Origin of the sequence: Sporosarcina sp. FSL K6-3457 (genome assembly GCF_038007285.1) — a bacterium.
Classification (GTDB): Bacteria; Bacillota; Bacilli; order Bacillales_A; family Planococcaceae; genus Sporosarcina.
In genome coordinates this window covers 1120932-1138811 of record NZ_JBBOWX010000001.1, presented here as the reverse complement: position 1 = coordinate 1138811, position 17880 = coordinate 1120932, and the positions used below count along the sequence as shown (strand labels likewise).

Genomic DNA, 17880 nt, shown 5'->3' with positions numbered 1-17880 from the left:
TCAAGTTAAAATAAATGCACATATTCTATACTATAGGAAGTACATTCCAATAAGCAACAATATCTAGATTTTTCAATTTTACAATCTCGATGGGCTATGGTATAGTAACCTCAGCTAAATAACCGAACGTACTTGGAGGAGTCTGTCACCAAGGGGTATCTATGCCCTTTTGTGATAGGCTTTTTTTACGTTGAAAAGGAGGATTTTCTTGGAATTCGTCTTATTAATTTTTCTGCCAATCTTAGCCGCCCTTGTTGTTCCCCTGCTGTTTAAGCATGTAAAGGACATACATACAGGCTGGTTCGTGTTACTTGTTCCACTATCTCTATTCATTTTCTACATCGGCTTCATCGCCACGACAATGGATGGCGGACATGCGATTTCCGAACTGCAGTGGATTCCATCGCTTGGTATTTCATTCGTTTCCTATATCGATGGCCTAAGCCTGCTGTTTACCTTACTCATCACAGGCATCGGTGCACTCGTCGTGCTGTACTCCATCTTTTATCTCGATAAAGACAAGGAGAAGCTCGGCAACTTTTACGTCTATCTACTGCTATTCATGACAGCTATGCTAGGCGTCGTGCAGTCGGATAATGTCATTACCCTTTATCTATTCTGGGAATTAACATCTATTTCGTCATTCCTACTCATCGGTTATTGGCATACGCGAGATCGCTCACGCTTTGGTGCTTTGAAATCAATGATGATTACCGTATTCGGTGGGCTAATGATGCTCGGTGGATTTGTACTGCTCGGCATTATGGGCGAGACGTTTTCTATACGTGAACTTATTGCCACTGCCTCTACTTTCATTGGACATGAATTCTTTACTTTGGCACTTGTTCTTGTGCTGCTCGGGGCATTTACAAAGTCCGCACAGTTTCCATTTTACATTTGGTTGCCAGATGCAATGGAAGCGCCTACACCTGTCAGTGCCTATTTGCACTCCGCCACGATGGTGAAAGCAGGACTGTATCTTGTTGCACGCTTTACGCCTATCTTCGCCGTTTCGGAAGTATGGGTTTGGCTCGTTACAGGTATCGGGCTACTGACGCTGTTCTGGGGCTCATTCTTTGCTGTAAAACAAACGGATTTGAAAGCGATTCTCGCCTTTTCAACTGTCAGTCAGCTAGGCCTTATTATGTCACTACTCGGTGCAAGTGCAGTCGCCTATCATACAAATGATGCTATTTTTAAATTTGCGGCATTTGCAGCGATTTTCCATTTGATTAACCATGCAACTTTTAAAGGAAGTTTGTTCATGATTGCAGGGATTGTCGATCATGAAACAGGGACGCGGGATATTCGCAAACTCGGCGGTCTGATGAGAATTATGCCGATTAGCTTTACTGTGGCGTTCATCGGCTCGATGTCGATGGCAGGTTTGCCACCATTCAATGGCTTCCTTAGTAAGGAAATGTTCCTGGAATCTATGCTAGCCTTGCGTCATTTTGAATTATTCAACTTTGGTACATGGGGTATTATTTTCCCTGTTGTTGCTTGGATTGCTAGTGTTTTCACATTCGTTTATAGCTTTTACTTTGTCTTCAAAACATTTATTGGAAAACGGAAAATTGAACCTCTTCCGAAAATGCCGCATGAAGCACCTATTGGGATGCTACTGTCCCCAATCATTTTAGCGACACTTGTTGTTGGGATTTTCTTCATCCCCAATCTGATTGGGAAATGGTTGGTCAAGCCAGCTGTGATGGCTGTTCAAACTGGATTGTACAGCCATCCGTCTGAAGTAGACGTCCATGTTGCGGCATGGCATGGCTTTGACTCTCCAGCACTATGGATGACGATTGCTATTGTTGGGGTTGGTGCCATTTTATACGCGACAATGAAGAGATGGCAGAAGCTATACGATATTCAGCCGCAATACCTGTCATTGAATGCCTTGTATGATTCAGCAATGCTGTTTGGTGAAAGCGGCATGAATCGTCTATCTCGTTTTTATATGACAGGGTTAATCCGAACGTATTTGCTGTATATGTTTGCTTTCATTATTACCATTACGACGGCAGCGCTGTTCATTAAAGAAGCCTTCGTTGTCGATACGGCTAGTTTTTCAGCGGTCAGTATGTATGGTGTATTGACGGCGATTATTCTCGTCATTGCTGTAGCGATGATTTTACTAGCGAAAACACGATTGTCGGCTATTATTGCGCTAGGCGCTGTTGGTTATTCAGTTGCTTTGTTCTTTGTCATTTTCAAAGCGCCAGACTTAGCGTTGACGCAACTAGTCATTGAAACGATCTCCGTTGCACTGTTCCTATTGGCATTTCAGCGTTTACCAAAGCTGAACAATCATGGAGAAACAAAGCCTAATAAACTGATGAATTTGATTATTTCAGCGGGTGTTGGTATCACTGTGATGCTTGTTGCCTTATCCGCGCACTCGCAAAAGCTGATTCCATCTATCTCACAATATTACAAAGATACAGTCGCGACAGAAGCTGGCGGTGGTAATATCGTCAACGTGATTCTAGTCGATTACCGTGGCTTTGATACACTATTTGAAATTGCTGTGTTGGCGATTGCAGGTATTGGTGTGCTTGCGATGATTAAACTAAAGCTTGCCAAAAAGGAGGATACGGATGAAAACAAATGATGTTATTTTACAGACAACTACCAAGCTCGTATTTTTCATCATCTTCCTATTTTCCATCCATATTTTCTTTGCGGGTCACTATACACCCGGCGGGGGGTTCGTTGGAGGCTTGCTGACAACTGGCGCCATTGTTCTGCTGTTGTTAGCCTTTGATTTGAAAACAGTGCAAAAAGCTTTGCCTTTCAACTTCACCATTGTGACTGGCATTGGCTTACTGCTGGCACTTGGTACAGCTGCTGGCTCTATATTTTTCAACGTACCGTTCTTTACACATGCTTTTGATGATTTTACTTTGCCTTTATTCGGGACAACTTCCTTGCATACGGCAATGATTTTCGATGCTGGTGTCTATCTGGTCGTTGTGGGTGCGGCGATTACGATGATTCAATCGATTGGAGGAGATGCCTAATGGAACTGATTATGATACTTGTCATCGGAATTTTGTTCATGGCGGCTACCTACTTAATCCTTTCTAGGAGTATCCTAAAGATTATTTTAGGGACTGGTTTACTTAGTCATGGTGCACATTTGCTCATTTTAACAATGGGTGGATTGGGTGGTATGTCTCCGCCGGTTATCGCTGATGGGGTTACCAATTATGCAGACCCTTTGCCACAAGCGCTTATTTTGACTGCGATTGTCATTAGTTTTGGTGTGACAGCTTTCATTTTGGTATTAGCTTACCGGACATATGCTGAACATCAAACAGATAATATGAATTTGATGAGAGGAAATGACGAACATGATTAACTTACCTTTATTTCCGATCCTCTTGCCATTCCTGTTCGCGATTATCCTCCTGTTCTTTAAAGAGAATATTCGTGTGCAACGCGTATTGACAGCTGTCGGACTCGTTGTCAGCTTAATTGCCGCCCTATTCCTAGTGGCGAAGGTAAAAGCCGATGGTATTCAAGCCCTAACATTAGGCAGCTGGCCGGCACCTTTTGGTATTTCAATGGTGTCCGACATGTTTTCAGCAGTACTTGTGACAACAACGATTATCCTGACACTCTGCGTTGTCATTTACAGCTTCACGGCCATTGGAAAAGAACGCGAACGTTACTTCTACTATCCTGCCATTCTATTCATGGTAACGGGTGTCAATGGTGCCTTTACGACAGGCGATATTTTTAACATGTTCGTATTCTTCGAAGTGCTGCTCATCGCCTCCTATGTGTTAATTGTATTAGGCGGCGAGAAAAAACAGCTTCGCGAATCCATTAAATATGTGCTCGTCAACGTAATCTCATCTGCATTGTTTGTCATTACAGTTGCCTTTTTGTACTCGGTCATCGGGACATTAAATATGGCGGATATTTCCGTGAAGATTGCGCAAATTGGACAACCCGGTATTATTACGGTCATTGCGATTTTGATGCTGGTCGTCTTTGGTGTAAAAGGGTCCATTTTCCCACTGTATTTCTGGTTACCTGGCTCTTATGCAGCTCCACCAATTCCCGTGCTGGCACTCTTTGGGGCGCTACTCACGAAGGTTGGGGTCTATGCTATCATGAGGACCTACACGCTGTTTTTCATCCATGATATCGGCTTTACACATGAAATCTTGTATGTACTGGCGATTTTAACGATTATTGCAGGTTGTATTGGGGCTCTTGCTTACTTTGATTTGAAACAAATTATCATTTATAACATCGTAATCGCTGTTGGCGTTATTTTATTCGGCGCAGCGCAAATGAATGAAGCTGGCTTAACAGGTGCTGTTTTCTATCTCATTCACGACATGCTCATTAAAGGAGCCTTGTTCCTGCTTATCGGGATTATCATCTACGTCACAGGGACATCTAATTTGCGTAAAATGGGTGGGCTGATGAAAACACATGCCCCGCTTGGTTGGTTCTATATCATTGCCGCATTTGGACTAGCAGGTATTCCACCGCTTAGTGGTTTCATAGGCAAGCTGTTAATTGTCCAAGGGGCATTTGAGGCGGGTCATGTGTGGGGAGCTATTATCCTGCTGTTATCGAGCCTGGTTGTTCTGTTGTCCGTCATTCGCATTTTTGTCTATGCATTTTGGGGAGAGCCCGTTAACTTGCCTAAACGTAAGCGTCGTCCTTACCGCAACATGATGATTCCAGCTGTTGCATTGGTCGTCCTGTCAGTGTTATATGGTGTGGGTACGGAATGGCTGATGCCTTATATGACGGATGCCTCGAACGTATTACTACAACCGTCCATCTATATTGATGCGGTGTTAAAGGAGTAGATGAACGATGGCTTTCCAACTATTATTGAACGTTTTCATTGCCTTTGTGTGGATGTTTATGAGCACTTCGCTGACAGCCTCGACATTCATCATTGGCTACTTGATTGGTCTGATTTTAATCATTATGATGAGACGATTTTTCAAGGATAGACTTTATATTTGGAGACTGTGGGCAGCTGTTAAATTAACGCTGCTGTTCTGCAAAGAATTACTATTATCAAATATTTCGGTACTGCGTATAGTCTTGCGGCCAAAGCTGGGTATTCAGCCAATGATTTTCGCGTTACCAACAGACCTTGAGCACGATTGGGAAATTACGTTGTTATCCAGTTTGATTACATTAACACCTGGAACAATTGTCTTGAATGTTTCGGACGATCAACGCACGCTCTATATCCATGCGATTGACGTGGACGATGTCGATGAAGCCATTGATTCTATTAAAAATTCTTTTGAAAAAGCGATTAAGGAGGTGAGCCGACCATGATGACCTTCATTTTGATTTGCCTCATACTCGTCGTCTTATCTATTTTCGGCTTACTGTATCGTGTGTACTTCGGTCCCTCTACACCCGATCGGCTTATTGCACTGGATGCGATTGGGGTTATGTTAATTTCCTCCATCGCCTTGTTGTCGATTTTATTCGATACTGGATTTTTCATCGAAGTCATTTTACTGATTGCGATCCTGTCGTTCATCGGGACTGTGTCATTCTCCAAATTCATTGAGAAAGGAGAGATCATCGAACGTGACCGTAATCGCTAATATACTCATCGTTTCAACAATCGTTGTCGGGATCATTTTCACGATTGTGACAGTCATCGGCATCTTGCGCTTACCCGACGTCTATACACGGGCGCATGCTGCTTCTAAAAGTGCCACGTTGGGTGTACTCAGTATTTTGGTAGGGGTGTTTCTTCACTTTTGGTTAATTAAAGGAGTCTTTAGTATTCAACTCATTCTGGCGATTGTCTTCCTATTCATCACTTCTCCCATTGGGGGACATCTTATGAGCCGCGCTGCGTATATATCTGGTGTCAAACCGACTGAACTCACTGTCGGGGATGATTTAGCAAAAGTTGTGAAAGAAGCAAAGAACAAACGAAAAAAAGCTTGAAAAATACGCATGGCAATCGGAAATCCGACTGTCATGCGTGTTTTTGTGTTGATAAAAGTATTAATAATACGGTCCAAAGCCTCCATATGGATAACCAAAACCATAAGGTGGATAACCATAAGCTGGATAGCCACCATATGGAGGATATCCTCCATAAGGATAACCACCAAAGCCAAACCCAATCCCTGGGAACAATGCCGATCCTAGTAGACCACCAGCAAGTCCACCAAGAAACGGTACGCCAAGTCCGTCAAAGCCGCCTCCAAATCCACGTCTACCTCTGTCAAAGCCGTGGCCAAATCCACCGCGGCCACCACCACCAAAACCTCTAGGCATTTTCATCCCCCTTTCCACCTATCCTATTCAAATAGGGCAGCCTGGAAAGAGACAATTGCCTATTAGTCCTCTAGTTCAGTATCTGCCATCCGTTCGACCAATGTTGCTAACGTTCGCACCATCACACCTGTTGCTCCCTTTGGCCCTAAATCATGCGCTGCGGCAGCGTCTGACGTCCCTGCAATGTCCAAGTGAATCCAAGGTGTCGTTCCTGCGAATTCTCCTACAAAGCCTCCACCGAAGATCATATGACCATCACGGCCCGGTGAATTGTTCAGGTCAGCTACATCACTTTTACGAATTCGTTTCTTATCACTTTCCGTTAGTGGAAGTCTCCAAACAAATTCCCCCGTCTCGATAGAAGCCTGCATAAATTCTTCAAAGAACGCTTCATCATTTGTCAGTGCTCCTGTTTTATCATTACCGAGCGCCACAATAACGCCACCTGTTAGTGTCGCTACGTCAATCAGGTAATCTGCTCCCGCTTGTTTCGCATACGTCACAGCATCTGCTAGGACAAGACGGCCCTCTGCATCTGTATTGAGTACCTCAATCGTTTTACCACTCAATGACGTAATGACATCATCCGGCTTAAATGCATCTCCTGACACCATATTATCGGTCGAACCAATAACTGCAATGACATTTTTCTGCGGTCGCAACTCCCCAATAATCGCCATCGCACCAAGAACAGCAGCCGCACCACCCATATCGCCCTTCATGCCAACCATTCCTTCACGTGGTTTCAATGAATAGCCACCCGTATCATACGTAACACCCTTACCAACTAGACCAATGACATCTTCCCATTGCTCTGTCGCTGCATACTTTAGAACAATGAGCTTCGGCTCTTCAACAGATCCCTGATTGACTGCTAGAATAGCACCCATGCCGAGCTCTTCCATTTCTTTTTTACCGAGTACCTCGATATCGAAATCATATTTTTCCGCAAGCTCACGCGCATAATCCGCCATTTTAGTCGCTGTTAGAATATTTGGAGGCATATTAACTAAATTACGGGCTTCATTAACTGCATCGGCATACACTTTACCTACTTCGCAAGCCGCTTTCAATTCATCCTCATCTGATGAAGATAAGATCGTCAGTGCTTCAATTGCCACATCACGCGCATTGGAGTCGGTACGATAACCTGCAAACTTATACGTGCCAAGCCCAATGCCTTCCGCTGCTGCAAATGCAACATCCTCACAAGTCAGTTTGTCATTTGTGAATGGTGCCGTCCAAATGGCAACGGAAGTCGCTTTCACGTTCGCCAGTTCTTTACCAATTGCTGCAAATGCTTGACGTAGGCGATCTTCCGTCAACGCCTTCTGCGCACCTAGTCCTATAAAGAATACACGTTTATAGTCGCGTTCTTCCATGGCCGGCATTGGGACAATTTTATTAAAAGTCGTTTTAATATCGCCAGCTTTAAGCCACTCAGGTAGGCGCGTACTAAAAGAATTGACGAAGCCATCCCAACCAACGATATTTTCTGGATGTTCTGGAACACCAATGACAAGGACATCTGCCTCTACTTTGTTGAAATTTGGTTCTACAATAATTGTTTTCATTTAATTAACCTCCAATTTTTTATACACCTATTAGTATATACCAAGTGTTCGACAGCTTACATAAATTCGTTCGGAATCCGTAGTATACTGTTTTTACAACAAAGCTTTGTGGTATACTAATAATACAATTTTCAAATTTTAAAGGAGTGGACCCTCGATGGCTATATTCCAAAACATTCCGCTCCTTGCGGCATTATTCGGGATCGTCTTTGCACAATTTATAAAGATCCCTATCTATTTTCTACTTAGCGGCAAGCTTGACTGGAAACTGATGACCTCAACAGGCGGTATGCCAAGCTCTCACTCAGCAGCAGTTACAGCATTGACGACGGCAATCGCATACGAATCCGGGCTCGACTCCCCTCTTTTTGCGGTTTCTGCTATCTTCGCCGTTATCGTCATGTTTGATGCGACAGGAATCCGTTATCAGGCAGGGCAACAAGCCTTGATTATCAATCAAATGCGGTTGGACTTCCAAACATTTGTCCAAGAAGCGAAAGGCTGGCAACAAAAAGACGGCCAACAAAAAATCCAAGAGCTCAAAACACTGCTTGGTCATAAGCCAAGCGAAGTATTTGCAGGTGCTGTAACAGGTATCCTTATTTCCATAATTATCTATTCATTTATCGTATAAAAAAAAAGCCATTTCACTCCCAATATTTTACCGGGGAATGAAATGGCTTTTTTGGATGCAATAATGGTAAATGTTAAAACATTTGATAACCTTGTTTTCTCAAAATCTTCATAACGAATCCGGAAATGATTGCCCCAACGAGACCGCTTGCTAGAATAACAATATCGGCTGTATGTAGTGCCATCACTTTATCTCCAAGAAGTTGGAACGCATATTTCGGCTTCGTGAAGTATTCGTATACCTTCACTTCATCAATAATCAATACGACGACGATTGGATAAATGATAGCCATTAACCATGTCATGCGAAGAAGCATATTTAATAGAAATCCGATACCAAAAAACATCACCATGAAAATCAGTACGGATAAGACGACGTGCGTCAGTGAAATGGTTCCCAAAGTAACGACCTCCGTTTTCCACTCATTATTTTACATGAATGAGAGATGGCTTTCAACCAATCACAACCTATTTCCCAATTTGTCATATCTTAACTTGAATCAGCAAAGGTCCCTGCTGATTCAAGTTAAGCCTCCGGCGGATGTCACAAATTTTGAAGGGAGTTAATTGCGCAAGCGCAATTCAAAATTTGGACACAATTGCTATTTTTTAAAAAATAATTTATAAGTTGTATAACCAAAACTCTCACCAGGCGTAATATTGACAATTTCATCTAATCCTGATTCGATTACTTTTTCAGCCATCTCCAGAATCATTAAAGAAGAATCCTTATCGTCCTTTAGTTCGAGTGGGCTTTTCCATGCCGCTTCAGAAATCTCTCTTAGCTGTGGAATTAAAACCTGATTTTCTATCGTTGTGCTCAGAAAAAATATCGCCATATTATCGCTGATTTCTCCATTTAATACGCCCGTACGAAAGCCAATCATCCCTTCCAATTGACTATCAATACCTGTTTCTTCTCTCACTTCACGAATAGCGGCACCATCTGCCGTCTCGTTGCCATCCACAAAGCCTGCCGGGATTGACCACTTTCCTTTAAGTCCACCATAGGTTTTTCGTACTACCAACCACTGCCCTGCCTGATTGACTACAAGCCCTGCAGCTGCAAGCCAAACATTTCCCCGTTTACTCCGTGACATACTCTTCAATCCTTTCCAAAAAAGCACCTGCTGTCAGAAGACAAGCAGATGCTTTGAATGCATTTCAATCAATGAATCAAATTATAGGAAATTGAATTTCCCTTTTTTAATCGTAAGACCTACTCCACCAATGAGGAATAGTGAGCGGTTATCAACCACTTTTTTCATGAATGAAGCTTTTGCTCCCGTCATTTTCTTACCGAATACAAGACCAATTGCATCGTCTTCACCAAGTGAACAAACGCTACCCTTTAAGTCTGGTACAAATTCAGAAGTCGCGTTGCCCTTCATAAGTGCGATAATATTGTTTGCACACATATCACCTTGTTGCATAGCAATTTGCGCTGTTGGTGGGTATGGACGATTAGCTTCTTCGTTAATCATCAATGCACAGTCTCCAACGACGAATACATCAGCATAACCTGGTGCACGAAGATCTTTGTCGACCTTGACACGCGCACGCATGTTTTCGATGCCAGATGATTCGATTAGACGGTTACCACGGACACCTGCAGCCCAAATAACTGTACCCGCTTTAATGAATTCAAATTCGTCTTCGCCTTTTTTAATGTTGACGCCTTCTTCAGTCGCCTCAACAACTGGCGTACCGATTGAGAACTCGATGCCTTTAGATTCCAACTTAGCGACAGCATATTGGACAAGCTCAGGATCAAATCCTGGAAGCACCATAGGAGCTGCTTCTACACAAAGTACGCGTACTTTTTCAGCCGGCACGTCGAACTCTTTGCAAAGCTCAGGTACACGGTTTCCAAGTTCACCTAGCAATTCGATTCCTGAGAATCCTGCACCCCCAACAACGATTGTTAGACGGCTATCATCTTTCTCTTCTTCAAGAGACCATGTTGCAAATTGATATTCAATATGCTCACGAATTTGACGAGCCGCTTTCACGTTTGCCATTGAAAGTGCATACTTGTCAAGTCCAGGAATACCGAAAGTTTCACCTTCGAAACCAAGGGATATCACAAGATAATCATATGTATGTGTACCCACATTAGATGTTACGACTTTACCTGCAACGTCAATTGCTTGTACTTCTGCTTTGATGAATTCAACTTTTTGACTGCTGATAACACTTTTGATGTCATAACGAACTTGTTCAGGAGACAAAGTTCCTGCCGCCGCTTCATGAAGCCATGTAGACTCATAGTGATAATCATTTTTGTTAATGAGGACAATATCTGCCTCATCCGTCCCAAGTGATTTTTGCAAATTAACGACTGTTGATAAACCGCCGTATCCTGCACCTAACACCAAAATTGTCGGTCTTTTCACGAAGATCGAAACCACCTTTAAATTTTTATGTGCCCGGCCCTCGTGAAATCTAGTACACCGACGATTTACACAGTCCTGGCCTTTGTCATTTTTTCGACAAACCTCTACCTCTTATAGTAGCCCTTTTGATACGGCATTTCAATACTATAATTGAAATAGGAAATGTTTGAATACATAGAATAATGAAGTTCAACAATAAAGCCCCTTACCAACTCTAGTAAGGGGCTTAAAAAGGTATCAGCAATCAGCTGGAGTCCCAGCTTTCTTCGCTGTTCTAAATGAAGTTCCACACCCACACGAAGCAATCGCATTGGGATTATTTATCGTAAATCCGCCCCCCATGAGGGACTCTTTATAATCAACTTGTGTGCCGTTAAGAATACCGGCATCTTCGCTTGAAACAAGAATTTGCAAACCATGCTGCTCTAACAGCTGATCTTCCTCTGACTTTTCAGTTTCGAAACCCATTCCGTATGTCAATCCACTGCAGCCTCCGCCATTGACAGCAACACGTAAGAATGAACCTTCTTCTCCATTATGGCGCATCATTTCTTTCACATGAAATGCCGCTGCCTCGGTAACTTCAACAACTTGTGCCATGCGTGTTCACCTTCCCTTTGTTTTCTTCTATCTATCATAGCAAGGAATTTATCCATAACGCAATCATAATTACTCGTCTATTAGGCGTTTTACGCTATAATGAGATAGATAGTACGAAAGGATGGATGGTTCGAATGGAGATTACTCCCTACTACGATAAAAAAATAGCATGCATCAATTGCAAACAAAATTTTACCACGACAAAAGTCCGTTCCAGATTTGTTCGAGTCACCTCCCACGAAAGCGATTTTAAACCTGTCTACTCAGACCCTGATATTAAACCACTCCTTTATAATGTTGCAGTCTGTCCTCATTGTGGCTTCTCATTCACAGATGAATTTGCACCCTATTTCGCTCCTGGCACAAAAGATGAAATATTCAAGAAAATCACAACGCAATGGAATGGTCGTTCTTTCGGAGCAGAACGCGATATCGATGAAGCCATTGAAACGTATAAGCTTGCTTATCTAAGCGCTATGTTAAAAAAAGAAAAAGCACTATCAATTGCGGGACTCACTCTGCGCATTGCTTGGTTATACCGCGACAAAGGTCAACAGGAAGAAGAACAACGTTTTATGAAAATCGCTAGGGATTTATATATTAATTCATATTCTGAAGGTGATTACACAGGCACTCAAATGTCTGAATCGAGAGTCCTTTATATCATTGCGGAACTATCTTGGAAAATCGAAGATAAGGAAGAAGCTATCCGCAACTTCTCGCGCGTGATTGAAGGCCAGCGTACCTCAACTGAACCACAAATTATTAAAATGGCCAAAGATCGTTGGCAGGAAATTCGTGAAATGCAATAACTATATTTGAATGACTCCCGCTTCAAGAAGCACAATCTAAGTTCGCCACGTCCTGAAGGTGTCTTAATTTCTTTGTGCCTTCGGGCATTTAGCGCCCTGAGCTAGACAGAAAAAGCGGACCCAAGTTTGGTCCGCTTTTACTACATTGCTAAATTAGAATACTTGTTCCACTTCGACAACACCTGGCACTTCTTCAAGAAGCGCACGTTCAATACCTGCTTTTAATGTGATTGTTGAGCTTGGGCATGTTCCGCAAGCGCCGAGTAGGCGAAGTTTTACGATGCCGTCCTCAATATCAACCAATTCACAGTCGCCTCCATCACGCAATAGGAATGGGCGTAATTTATCTAATACTTCTTGTACCGGTTCAGTCAACATTGTATCTGTCATTGTTTTTAAACTCCCCTTTCATTATACTTATTATAAACTGCTACACGAAAAAAATCCAATGAATGCGCCGAGAGGAGATTGTTAAATTGAAAAAAGACAAACTAAGCATTGAAATTTATGGAGCAGAGGTCATTTGTGCCAGCTGTGTCAACGCCCCTTCATCCAAAGATACTTACGAATGGCTACAAGCTGCCATCAATAGAAAGTATCCGAATCAGCCTTATGCTATCCACTATATCGATATCGATGCAGAAGATATTGCGGATGACAGACAAAGCGCGATTGCCGAGCAAGTACGCAATGATGAGTTCTTCTATCCGATGGTTATGATTGAAGAGGAAATGATTGGTGAAGGTTATATTCAATTAAAGCCAGTATTTGCTGCACTTGAAAAGCACGGCTTTGTGGCACAAGCATAATTTTAAAACAGTTATCTATGAAAAACGATCATTCCCAAAAACAGGAACGATCGTTTTTCTGCTGGAATTTACACTGTTTTCATCATAGGAAATTAATTAATCCAGCAACTTAACAACATTTACAGCTAACCTGACAACGCTCACTGCTAACTTAACAACAAAAAACCTTTATCCACAAATAATTTGTGAATAAAGGATTTTTTATGTCAACCATTATGCCACTTATACATCCACAACACACCCGACTTCAATAGCCTTGCAATGCGTCCTGTGACGGTACGGTCTGCTAGATAGGCAAAGCCTTGCTTCTTCCCTAAAGAGCCAAGGAAGCCTTTTAGCTTGATTTCGGGCATCTTTTCCGGCAGCGTCTCTCCGCTCCATACTAAACGCAAGATTTTCACAATCTGTTCAGCCTGCTCCTCAGCTACCTGAGCGCTTGGTGCGTATGGCAATGAGGCACAGTCCCCTACGATATAAACATCATTAAATGCAGGCAACTGATGGTGCATATTCAAGATAACACGACCTGAACTATCTTTTTCAGTATCGATATTTTTGACCGCAGCAACAGGACGAATTCCTGCTGTCCAAACAACTGCATCAACTGGAATCGTTTCTTCATGATTATACAGTGCATTTGGCTCAACTTTTGTAATGTTAGAATTCGACACGACGTCTACATTATGATCGTCAAACCAGCCTTTGACATAATTACTCAGCCTCTCGGGAAAATCGCGTAAAATTCGTGGACTGCGGTCGAATAATTTAATATTCAAATCGGGTCTACTTTCACGTAATTCGCTCGCTAGTTCGATACCACTTAACCCTGCACCAACAATACCAATCGTTGCACCAGCTCCGAAACCAAGAATTTTCTCATGGGCAATTCTTGACTTACCGATTGTTTGGATGCTATATGTGTATTCAGCAGCTCCTGGTACGTCATGATAATTGTCTTCACAGCCTAGACCAATCACAAGCTCGTCATACTTAATCTGTACGCCATCATCGAGATAGACACATTTTTCATCGGGTCTAATTTCAATAATTTCACCACCAACCACTTTCAATCTATCGTGGATTGGCAATGCAACGCGGACCTCAGAATCCGACACTGTTCCAGCTGCAAGTCCATAAAATTCCGTTTTCAAACTATGGAAAGGGGTCCGATCGACAAGTGTAATTTCAATATCATCTGGAAGATCCTTCGTCAATAAACGCAACATAATACGCATATTGCCGTATCCAGCACCAAGTAGTACAAGTTTTCTCATAACTGTTCTCCTTCATAATACAATAATCCGTTACTTTCTCATTCCGATTATATCAGTTTGTGACAAGCTTCACAATGAGTCAATTGTTAAGTGAAAATTCATTCGATTAGGGACTTTTATGGCCTATACAATAGTTCGAGGGAATTGACGTATGTGGAAAAAAGGAGTAGGATTTCAAGTGAGTGAGGTGATCGCCATGAATCCGATTGTCGAGTTTTGTATAAGTAATATTGCAAATGGTTCACAAGAAACTTTCGAAGCATTGGAAAAAGATCCAAATCTAGACGTTCTTGAATACGGCTGTCTAAGCTATTGTACAAAATGTATGGAAACACTTTACGCAGTTGTTAATGGTGAAGTTGTCGAAGCCGACACGCCCGAGGAACTGACTGAACGTATCTATCAATTCATCGAAGACAATCCGCTCTTTTGAGCATTATGGCTAACCGCCCCTATTAGGAGGCGGTTAGCTTTTTAAATGTCCCATTCCAATAATGTTTGCAAGCAATACGTCGGTTGCTGTTCTTTCAACAGAACGTCCTCTATCGATGTTACCCCACCTGCTACATGAAGCGTATCGATACCAAAACGAATTCCAGCTTGGATATCAGTGTCATAATTATCCCCAACCATAATCATCTCTTCTTTACGATAACCGTTTTCCTGCTGAATGAAACCTAACATATGCGATTCTGGCTTCCCAACAAATATCGGTGCTTGTCCAGTGGCGCTTTCCATCAATTTCACAAAGGAGCCATTCCCCGGTACAAGTCCCTTCTCAGTTGGAAATGCTTTATCACTATTTGTCGCTATAAAGTGGGCACCTGCACGTATCGCAAGGCAAGCCGCTGCCAACTTCGCATACGTTATCTCACGATCAATTCCCATAATGACCACATCCGGATTATCCATCGTCAGCTCAATCCCCTCTGACATCAATGCTTCCTCCAGCCCTTTTTCGCCAATGAGCATAACAGATGCTCCACTATAATGATTCTTACAATATTTTGCAACTGCAATAGCAGACGTCATAATATGAGCAATATCTGTTTGAATGCCAAATGAAGCGAGCTTTTTTTGGAGCTGTAGGCGTGTCATCGAAGAATTATTTGTTATAAAGTAAGGATTGATGCCCCGTGCTTGAGTACTCGCGATGAAAGACACCGCCTCCGGAATCGGTTCACGTCCTCGATAAACAGTCCCATCTAAGTCAAGACAAATCGCTTTATAGTGTTCCATCTTCATTTGTCCTCTGGTAAAAATGCCGATACTGGACCTAGCTCATTTTCAAGATAGTAACGGACTTTGTTTGGAAATTCTTGAAGTTCCTCTAAAGTGTCATACAATACTTTGTTAATTTCAGCGATGTCCACTTCGGTAAATTCGCGAACAATCATTTTTCTTAGGTCAATTACTTGCTTGAGCGGCGCAGCCATTTCAGGTGTTACGACACGCTCATCTTCCATAATGTCAATAATGTCCTCATAGCTTCCCGGATCACGCATGATGAAGCCGTCAATCATTGAGTTACCTACATCAATGATTGATTCAATAACGACTTGTGCAATTCGTTCTAAAGCCAATGAGCGAACTTCATCATCTGCCCAACGACTTCCACCTTCGTATACCCCAAGTAAATGCTCCATATGTTCGAGTGCTTTATTAATTTGATTTCTGTCTACAAAATACACAAATTTCCCCTCCTGATTGTTATGATTAGCTTTATGTATCCTTTTCTATAATACCATATCTAACAAGTCCTATAGAAAAGACCCGCGCATCGGTTTATAGAAACCCATGCGCGAGCCTTGTCATTCCACTACTTCTGTAAGTTGTGTATCTGGTTTGATCCGTTCTACTTTTTTCAATACAAAATAAGCACAGCCAAAATTACAGTATTCATACAAATAATCCTGCAAAGTGCCAATCTTTGTTTCATACGTAGCCTTCTGGTTCGTGTCCTCGAAGAAGCCTTTTAAACGAAGTTGTCCATATCCCCAATCACCAAGGATATAGTCGTATTTAAGAAGGACATCACTATATCGCGCAAGAAGCGCCTCTTCATTAAACCCGTCACGATAATTCGTCACAAGCTCAAACTGCCAATCATCTAACTTTATCATTCATTTCACCGCCACTTTATCGATTACACTTTTAATCAATTACGCCGGAGGCTCAACAGGGAGGTATTGAACTTCTTTCCTCCTCAAACAGCAGGGCTTACTGATTCAAGTTGATTGCAGTGTTCCTTCAAGTTCTTCCTCACCCTGACGCTGTCTTTCCTTCGCTGCCGCATTTACCTGTTCATCCGCATGGTAACTTGAGCGCACTAATGGACCTGCCTCGCAGTGTGAGAAGCCCTTAGACATAGCAATTTTTCTTAGCTCCCCAAATTCTTTTGGGGAGTAGTATTTCTGTACTTTCAAATGTTTTTTCGACGGCTGTAAATATTGACCGATTGTCATAATATCAACTTTATGCGCCCGGAGATCATCCATCGTTTCCAGGATTTCTTCATGCGTCTCACCAAGACCGAGCATCAAGGATGATTTAGTCGGAATTGTTGGTTGCAACTCTTTCGCACGCAATAACAACTCAAGTGAGCGATCGTATGTTGCTCGAGCACGAACTCTCGGCGTGAGGCGCCTTACGGTTTCTATATTATGATTGAGAATATCTGGCTTCGCATCCATAAGCCGTTTCAAATTATCATAATCTCCACCCATATCTGATGGTAACACTTCTACAGTCGTGAATGGATTTTTTCGGCGAATTGCACGAATGGTTTCGGCAAAGACTGCCGATCCGCCGTCTTTTTGATCGTCACGAGCCACTGCCGTTACAACCGTATGCTTCAAATTCATAAGCGCGACAGAATCTGCAACACGTTCTGGTTCTGCCAAATCGAGTTCAGTTGGCAATCCTGTTTTGACCGCACAAAAGCGACACGCGCGCGTACAAACTGCTCCAAGAATCATAAATGTTGCTGTACGACGCTCTCCCCAACACTCATGGATGTTAGGACAGCGTGCTTCTTCACATACGGTATTCAAATTATTCTCTCGCATCATTTTCTTAAGTTCCATATAATTATCATTCGTATTCAGCTTGATTTTTAACCAATCTGGTTTTTTGACATGCTCTGCTCTTGTTCCTTGTTCTGGTCTGCACGACACAACGATCTACCCCATTCCTATGGTTTATAAATCAAACACGCCTCGTCGTGTTTGCGTCCAGATTTTGAATTGAGCTTGCTCAATTCACTCCCCTCAAAATCTGTGACATCCTCCGGAGGATTTAACTTTATTAAGCAGGGATTTGTACCCCTGCTTAATAAAGTTAAAGCGTTTCAAGCACTATTGTCAATGTATCATATATTCAGACTTCAAACAACCAATGGAAAAGCATCTGGCTCCCGGAGCTGGACAACAGAAAGAGCAGTTAACCCTTAGTTTAGTGGGTCAACCGCTCTCTCTTCAAATCAATCA

23 protein-coding genes are annotated in these 17880 nt (G+C 42.4%); 11 read left to right on the top strand and 12 right to left on the bottom strand.

Translation table 11 applies throughout. The features are described from left to right. The first annotated feature begins 208 nt into the window (after nucleotides 1–208). The 7 genes from N1I80_RS05505 to mnhG are packed head-to-tail and all read left to right on the top strand — an operon-like array spanning nucleotide 209 to nucleotide 5958. On the top strand, nucleotides 209–2617 hold the full coding sequence (locus N1I80_RS05505) for a Na+/H+ antiporter subunit A (protein ID WP_340736920.1): 2409 nt from the start codon (nucleotides 209–211) through the stop codon (nucleotides 2615–2617). Next, nucleotides 2604–3026: a Na(+)/H(+) antiporter subunit B gene (locus N1I80_RS05500; protein ID WP_340736919.1), complete on the top strand. Its 423-nt coding sequence runs from the start codon at nucleotides 2604–2606 to the stop codon at nucleotides 3024–3026. Before N1I80_RS05505 ends, N1I80_RS05500 begins: the two co-directional genes overlap by 14 nt. Next, entirely contained in the window at nucleotides 3026–3367 is a 342-nt protein-coding gene (locus N1I80_RS05495) for a Na(+)/H(+) antiporter subunit C (protein WP_340736918.1), read from the top strand. The genes N1I80_RS05500 and N1I80_RS05495 overlap by 1 nt, the downstream gene beginning before the upstream one ends. Further along, nucleotides 3360–4841: a Na+/H+ antiporter subunit D gene (locus N1I80_RS05490; RefSeq protein WP_340736917.1), complete on the top strand. Its 1482-nt coding sequence runs from the start codon at nucleotides 3360–3362 to the stop codon at nucleotides 4839–4841. Before N1I80_RS05495 ends, N1I80_RS05490 begins: the two co-directional genes overlap by 8 nt. A 7-nt stretch (nucleotides 4842–4848) precedes the next feature. Then, entirely contained in the window at nucleotides 4849–5328 is a 480-nt protein-coding gene (locus N1I80_RS05485) for a Na+/H+ antiporter subunit E (RefSeq protein ID WP_340736916.1), read from the top strand. Then, the gene (locus N1I80_RS05480; RefSeq protein WP_340736915.1) at nucleotides 5325–5606 is read left to right on the top strand and encodes a Na(+)/H(+) antiporter subunit F1; all 282 of its coding nucleotides are present in this window, start codon (nucleotides 5325–5327) and stop codon (nucleotides 5604–5606) included. Before N1I80_RS05485 ends, N1I80_RS05480 begins: the two co-directional genes overlap by 4 nt. Beyond that, nucleotides 5590–5958 carry a monovalent cation/H(+) antiporter subunit G gene (gene mnhG / locus N1I80_RS05475; protein WP_340736914.1) on the top strand — a complete coding sequence of 123 codons (369 nt, stop codon included), beginning with the start codon at nucleotides 5590–5592 and terminating at the stop codon, nucleotides 5956–5958. Before N1I80_RS05480 ends, mnhG begins: the two co-directional genes overlap by 17 nt. Nucleotides 5959–6018: 60 nt before the next feature. On the opposite strand, the gene N1I80_RS05470 is transcribed toward mnhG, so the two are convergent. Together N1I80_RS05470 and N1I80_RS05465 are read right to left on the bottom strand one after the other, a co-directional pair. After that, nucleotides 6019–6300, bottom strand: coding sequence for a hypothetical protein (locus tag N1I80_RS05470; protein ID WP_340736913.1), 282 nt, complete (start codon nucleotides 6298–6300; stop codon nucleotides 6019–6021). A 56-nt stretch (nucleotides 6301–6356) separates the two neighbouring features. Beyond that, on the bottom strand, nucleotides 6357–7868 hold the full coding sequence (locus N1I80_RS05465) for a leucyl aminopeptidase (protein ID WP_340736912.1): 1512 nt from the start codon (nucleotides 7866–7868) through the stop codon (nucleotides 6357–6359). Nucleotides 7869–8025: 157 nt separating this feature from the next. Between N1I80_RS05465 and N1I80_RS05460 the strand changes: the two genes are divergently transcribed. Next, a complete protein-coding gene (locus N1I80_RS05460; protein WP_340736911.1) occupies nucleotides 8026–8502 on the top strand; it encodes a divergent PAP2 family protein in 477 nt (158 codons plus the stop codon). 73 nt (nucleotides 8503–8575) lie between these two features. On the opposite strand, the gene N1I80_RS05455 is transcribed toward N1I80_RS05460, so the two are convergent. The 4 genes from N1I80_RS05455 to N1I80_RS05440 all read right to left on the bottom strand — a co-directional run bounded on the left by N1I80_RS05455 (nucleotide 8576) and on the right by N1I80_RS05440 (nucleotide 11497). Then, nucleotides 8576–8902 carry a YuiB family protein gene (locus tag N1I80_RS05455; RefSeq protein ID WP_340736910.1) on the bottom strand — a complete coding sequence of 109 codons (327 nt, stop codon included), beginning with the start codon at nucleotides 8900–8902 and terminating at the stop codon, nucleotides 8576–8578. A 201-nt stretch (nucleotides 8903–9103) separates the two neighbouring features. After that, nucleotides 9104–9601 (bottom strand): NUDIX hydrolase, encoded by a 498-nt coding sequence (locus N1I80_RS05450; protein ID WP_340736909.1) that lies wholly within the window; start codon nucleotides 9599–9601, stop codon nucleotides 9104–9106. Between the two features lie 81 nt (nucleotides 9602–9682). Further along, nucleotides 9683–10897 (bottom strand): NAD(P)/FAD-dependent oxidoreductase, encoded by a 1215-nt coding sequence (locus N1I80_RS05445; RefSeq protein WP_340736908.1) that lies wholly within the window; start codon nucleotides 10895–10897, stop codon nucleotides 9683–9685. A 237-nt stretch (nucleotides 10898–11134) separates the two neighbouring features. Further along, the gene (locus N1I80_RS05440) at nucleotides 11135–11497 is read right to left on the bottom strand and encodes a HesB/IscA family protein (RefSeq protein ID WP_340736907.1); all 363 of its coding nucleotides are present in this window, start codon (nucleotides 11495–11497) and stop codon (nucleotides 11135–11137) included. A gap of 134 nt (nucleotides 11498–11631) precedes the next feature. Here N1I80_RS05440 and N1I80_RS05435 point away from each other — a divergent pair, with 134 nt between their 5' ends. Then, nucleotides 11632–12309 (top strand): DUF2225 domain-containing protein, encoded by a 678-nt coding sequence (locus tag N1I80_RS05435; RefSeq protein WP_340736906.1) that lies wholly within the window; start codon nucleotides 11632–11634, stop codon nucleotides 12307–12309. A gap of 153 nt (nucleotides 12310–12462) precedes the next feature. Here the strand turns inward: N1I80_RS05435 and N1I80_RS05430 are convergent, their stop codons facing one another. Next, a complete protein-coding gene (locus tag N1I80_RS05430) occupies nucleotides 12463–12699 on the bottom strand; it encodes a NifU family protein (protein WP_203247966.1) in 237 nt (78 codons plus the stop codon). An 86-nt stretch (nucleotides 12700–12785) separates the two neighbouring features. Here N1I80_RS05430 and N1I80_RS05425 point away from each other — a divergent pair, with 86 nt between their 5' ends. Beyond that, nucleotides 12786–13118, top strand: a complete 333-nt coding sequence (locus tag N1I80_RS05425; RefSeq protein ID WP_340736905.1) for a YuzD family protein — start codon at nucleotides 12786–12788, stop codon at nucleotides 13116–13118. Nucleotides 13119–13324: 206 nt separating this feature from the next. Here N1I80_RS05425 and N1I80_RS05420 read toward each other — a convergent pair whose 3' ends face one another. Next, entirely contained in the window at nucleotides 13325–14392 is a 1068-nt protein-coding gene (locus N1I80_RS05420) for an NAD(P)/FAD-dependent oxidoreductase (protein ID WP_340736904.1), read from the bottom strand. Nucleotides 14393–14588: 196 nt separating this feature from the next. On the opposite strand from N1I80_RS05420, the gene N1I80_RS05415 reads away from it, so the two are divergent. Next, on the top strand, nucleotides 14589–14825 hold the full coding sequence (locus N1I80_RS05415; RefSeq protein ID WP_340739974.1) for a YuzB family protein: 237 nt from the start codon (nucleotides 14589–14591) through the stop codon (nucleotides 14823–14825). A 41-nt stretch (nucleotides 14826–14866) separates the two neighbouring features. On the opposite strand, the gene N1I80_RS05410 is transcribed toward N1I80_RS05415, so the two are convergent. The 4 genes from N1I80_RS05410 to lipA all read right to left on the bottom strand — a co-directional run bounded on the left by N1I80_RS05410 (nucleotide 14867) and on the right by lipA (nucleotide 17568). After that, nucleotides 14867–15631 carry a TIGR01457 family HAD-type hydrolase gene (locus tag N1I80_RS05410; RefSeq protein WP_340736903.1) on the bottom strand — a complete coding sequence of 255 codons (765 nt, stop codon included), beginning with the start codon at nucleotides 15629–15631 and terminating at the stop codon, nucleotides 14867–14869. Nucleotides 15632–15633: 2 nt separating this feature from the next. Then, nucleotides 15634–16083, bottom strand: coding sequence for a DUF86 domain-containing protein (locus N1I80_RS05405; protein WP_340736902.1), 450 nt, complete (start codon nucleotides 16081–16083; stop codon nucleotides 15634–15636). Between the two features lie 120 nt (nucleotides 16084–16203). Continuing rightward, nucleotides 16204–16515, bottom strand: coding sequence for a YutD family protein (locus N1I80_RS05400; protein ID WP_340736901.1), 312 nt, complete (start codon nucleotides 16513–16515; stop codon nucleotides 16204–16206). A gap of 105 nt (nucleotides 16516–16620) precedes the next feature. Continuing rightward, entirely contained in the window at nucleotides 16621–17568 is a 948-nt protein-coding gene (lipA, locus tag N1I80_RS05395; protein WP_340736900.1) for a lipoyl synthase, read from the bottom strand. Nucleotides 17569–17880: the final 312 nt, after the last annotated feature.

Coding starts and splice junctions, on each gene's coding strand:
- N1I80_RS05460 (WP_340736911.1), top strand. CDS start 8,026: ATGGCTATATTCCAAAACATTCCGCTCCTTGCGGCATTATTCGGGATC.
- N1I80_RS05440 (WP_340736907.1), bottom strand. CDS start 11,497: ATGGCACAAGTTGTTGAAGTTACCGAGGCAGCGGCATTTCATGTGAAA.
- N1I80_RS05410 (WP_340736903.1), bottom strand. CDS start 15,631: ATGGAACACTATAAAGCGATTTGTCTTGACTTAGATGGGACTGTTTAT.
- N1I80_RS05490 (WP_340736917.1), top strand. CDS start 3,360: ATGATTAACTTACCTTTATTTCCGATCCTCTTGCCATTCCTGTTCGCG.
- N1I80_RS05420 (WP_340736904.1), bottom strand. CDS start 14,392: ATGAGAAAACTTGTACTACTTGGTGCTGGATACGGCAATATGCGTATT.
- N1I80_RS05480 (WP_340736915.1), top strand. CDS start 5,325: ATGATGACCTTCATTTTGATTTGCCTCATACTCGTCGTCTTATCTATT.
- N1I80_RS05465 (WP_340736912.1), bottom strand. CDS start 7,868: ATGAAAACAATTATTGTAGAACCAAATTTCAACAAAGTAGAGGCAGAT.
- N1I80_RS05415 (WP_340739974.1), top strand. CDS start 14,589: ATGAATCCGATTGTCGAGTTTTGTATAAGTAATATTGCAAATGGTTCA.
- N1I80_RS05485 (WP_340736916.1), top strand. CDS start 4,849: ATGGCTTTCCAACTATTATTGAACGTTTTCATTGCCTTTGTGTGGATG.
- N1I80_RS05450 (WP_340736909.1), bottom strand. CDS start 9,601: ATGTCACGGAGTAAACGGGGAAATGTTTGGCTTGCAGCTGCAGGGCTT.
- N1I80_RS05400 (WP_340736901.1), bottom strand. CDS start 16,515: ATGATAAAGTTAGATGATTGGCAGTTTGAGCTTGTGACGAATTATCGT.
- N1I80_RS05500 (WP_340736919.1), top strand. CDS start 2,604: ATGAAAACAAATGATGTTATTTTACAGACAACTACCAAGCTCGTATTT.
- N1I80_RS05470 (WP_340736913.1), bottom strand. CDS start 6,300: ATGAAAATGCCTAGAGGTTTTGGTGGTGGTGGCCGCGGTGGATTTGGC.
- N1I80_RS05495 (WP_340736918.1), top strand. CDS start 3,026: ATGGAACTGATTATGATACTTGTCATCGGAATTTTGTTCATGGCGGCT.
- N1I80_RS05430 (WP_203247966.1), bottom strand. CDS start 12,699: ATGACAGATACAATGTTGACTGAACCGGTACAAGAAGTATTAGATAAA.
- N1I80_RS05435 (WP_340736906.1), top strand. CDS start 11,632: ATGGAGATTACTCCCTACTACGATAAAAAAATAGCATGCATCAATTGC.